The organism is Corallococcus sp. 4LFB, assembly GCF_046520365.1.
GTDB lineage: Bacteria > Myxococcota > Myxococcia > Myxococcales > Myxococcaceae > Corallococcus > Corallococcus caeni.
The window spans coordinates 1-2,221 of sequence record NZ_JBKGHJ010000839.1 but is presented as its reverse complement, the minus strand read 5'-3'; the positions used below and the strand labels follow the sequence as shown (position 1 = coordinate 2,221).

Annotated in this window: 6 protein-coding genes; all 6 read left to right on the top strand. The window is 71.0% G+C overall.

All coding sequences use genetic code 11. The features are described 5' to 3' along the window. On the top strand, positions 1–619 hold a 619-nt coding region (locus tag ACLEQD_RS41820; RefSeq protein ID WP_410391493.1), incomplete at its 5' end, for a hypothetical protein. A 128-nt stretch (positions 620–747) separates the two neighbouring features. Continuing rightward, entirely contained in the window at positions 748–1,158 is a 411-nt protein-coding gene (locus ACLEQD_RS41815) for a hypothetical protein (RefSeq protein ID WP_410391491.1), read from the top strand. Next, positions 1,151–1,408 (top strand): DUF5985 family protein, encoded by a 258-nt coding sequence (locus ACLEQD_RS41810; RefSeq protein ID WP_410391489.1) that lies wholly within the window; start codon positions 1,151–1,153, stop codon positions 1,406–1,408. The genes ACLEQD_RS41815 and ACLEQD_RS41810 overlap by 8 nt, the downstream gene beginning before the upstream one ends. 2 nt (positions 1,409–1,410) lie before the next feature. Then, complete coding sequence (locus tag ACLEQD_RS41805) at positions 1,411–1,683, top strand: DUF5985 family protein (protein ID WP_410391487.1); 273 nt, start codon at positions 1,411–1,413, stop codon at positions 1,681–1,683. A 40-nt stretch (positions 1,684–1,723) separates the two neighbouring features. Beyond that, the gene (locus ACLEQD_RS41800; protein ID WP_410391485.1) at positions 1,724–1,858 is read left to right on the top strand and encodes a hypothetical protein; all 135 of its coding nucleotides are present in this window, start codon (positions 1,724–1,726) and stop codon (positions 1,856–1,858) included. A gap of 155 nt (positions 1,859–2,013) precedes the next feature. Further along, positions 2,014–2,221, top strand: a 208-nt coding sequence (locus ACLEQD_RS41795) for a hypothetical protein (protein WP_410391483.1), incomplete at its 3' end; no start/stop codon positions are given.

Sequence of the window (2,221 nt, the reverse complement as noted above, 5' to 3'; positions counted from 1 at the left end):
GCCTGGCCGTGGCGCCCCCGTCCCCGCGGCGCTCTCCGCGCGGGCGGCCATCGCCACCTTCCTCGCGTGGGGGCAGCTGGGCGTGTCCGGGCTGGGCAGCGACAAGGCCCTGCTCTTCGTCCAGGCCGCCACGGAGTTCTGGGACGCCAGGCCCTGGACGCACTGGGATGACAGCCAGGCCTTCGTCGTGGAGGTGACGGGCGCGCACGAGCACACCTACGAGGGCTGCGTCTTCCACGGCGACGACGAGGGCCCCTCCGGCCTGGCCCTGTACCTGTCCCCCGGCGCGCTGGGGCGCCTGCTGGAGCTCCAGGTGCACGGCGCGGAGGCGGAGGCGAAGGCGCTGCCCGCCATCACCGTGTCGCTGGAGGCCCGCCCCGCCTACGCCGTGGAGGCGCTGTCCGCCGCCGGCCGCCTGCCCCGGCTGCCCCTGCCCGTGAAGGCCGGGCCCCAGGGGCTGGCGGTGCCCTCCAGCCTGGAGGCCCTCATCCTGGTGGCCGCCCTGCGCGCCGTGGCCCGCCTGTCCCCGTCCCAGCCGGAAGCCCTCAGCAGCATGGTGGCCGGGGAGGCCCGCATGGACGTCCGCGTGCGCGCCCCCGCCCCTCGCGTCCGCAACTAGGCCGAATCAGGAACCCCCTGCCGTGACGCCCCCGGACCAGGCAGGGGAGCAGGCTCGTGTGAGACTGTGAACAACCGCCCTTTCCGAAAAGGTTGATTCACAAAGTATCTAGGTCCATACGTGGAGGCGTGACTGACGCCGGCCTTTCTTCACGGGTCCAGCGCTTCATCGTGACGCACATCGATTCCATCGAGAAGCTGGAGGTCCTCCTCCTGCTTCGTGCCCGGACGGACCGGGAGTGGTCGGCGTCGGCGGTGGCACTGGAGCTGCGCATCACCGAAGCCTCGGCGGCCCGCCGCCTGGCGGAGCTGAAGACGGGAGGGCTGCTGCTCCAGGATGGGGTGGCGGACTCCTACCGGTTCAGCCCCCTCCGGTCGGACGACGTGCAGGGCACGGCGGAGCTGGCGGCCGCGTACTCGGCGCGCCGCGTGAGCGTGATTTCGTTCATCTTCTCACGCCCCATGGACCGGGTGCGGGGCTTCGCGGACGCGTTCGTGTTCAAGCAAGACAAGGACAAGGACGGCAACGGACATGGCTGAGGCGGTCTACATCCTGTGCGCGTTGACGAGCGTGGCGTGCGCGGTGCTGCTCCTGAGGGCATGGCGGCGCACGCGGATGAAGCTGCTGCTCTACAGCGGCTTGTGCTTCTCCGTCCTGACGGTGAACAACGTGCTGCTCTTCGTGGACCTGGTGCTCATTCCGGCGGAAGACCTGTCGCTGGCGAGAACCCTCGCGTCGCTCGCGGGGGGCGGCGTGCTGCTCTTCGGCCTCATCTGGGACGTGTCCTGAGCATGAAGACCCTGCTCGATGGCGCGGTGATGATGGCGTACCTCGCGTGCGCCCTGTTCTTCCTGCGCTTCTACCTCCAGTCGAAGGACCGGCTGTTCGCGCTGTTCTCCCTGGCCTTCACGTTGATGGGGCTGCACAACGTGCTGGGCACGGTGGTGGGACCGGACCTGGACACGGAGCGCATCCACTACCTGTTCGTCGGGCGCCTGGTGGCCTACCTGCTCATCCTGGGGGCCATCTGGGACAAGAACCGTGCGGGGCGCAAGCCGCGGTGACAGGCTGTCCCTTCCGCCTGACCCGCGGGAGGACTCCTTCATGCGCACGGCCCCGCTTCCCCCGAACGAACAGGACGCCGGGCTCCAGGCGGTGCGCGAGCGGGCGCACGCGGCCATCCAGGACAAGGGCGCGGTGTGGTGGAATCCGCCTCCACCGGACGTCACGGCGGGCTGAGTCACCTGGCGCGGCCGGCCGGCCCGGGCGGGTTGCCTGGAGGACACTCGTCCTGGATCCACGGGCCATGGAGGCTTGTGGCCCGTGGGGGGCCGTCATTATCGGAGCGTCTCCTTGGTGAGGCGTCATCCCCTTGACGCCATGGCCCGCGCTCCATGCCCGAATCATCCCTCGAGCCTTCGACCGCGCCTGCCGGTGAGCCACCGCCGCCGCCCGCTGTCCAGACGAACGACGCGGTCTTCGCGCCACCCCACGGCGGCCTGGACGCGTCCGCGAGCGCGGCGGAGGCGGTCGTCTCCGCCGTCACGCACGACGCTGCCTCCTCCGCCGCCGGGGAGGCCCTGCCGCGGACGGGCGGGCCCG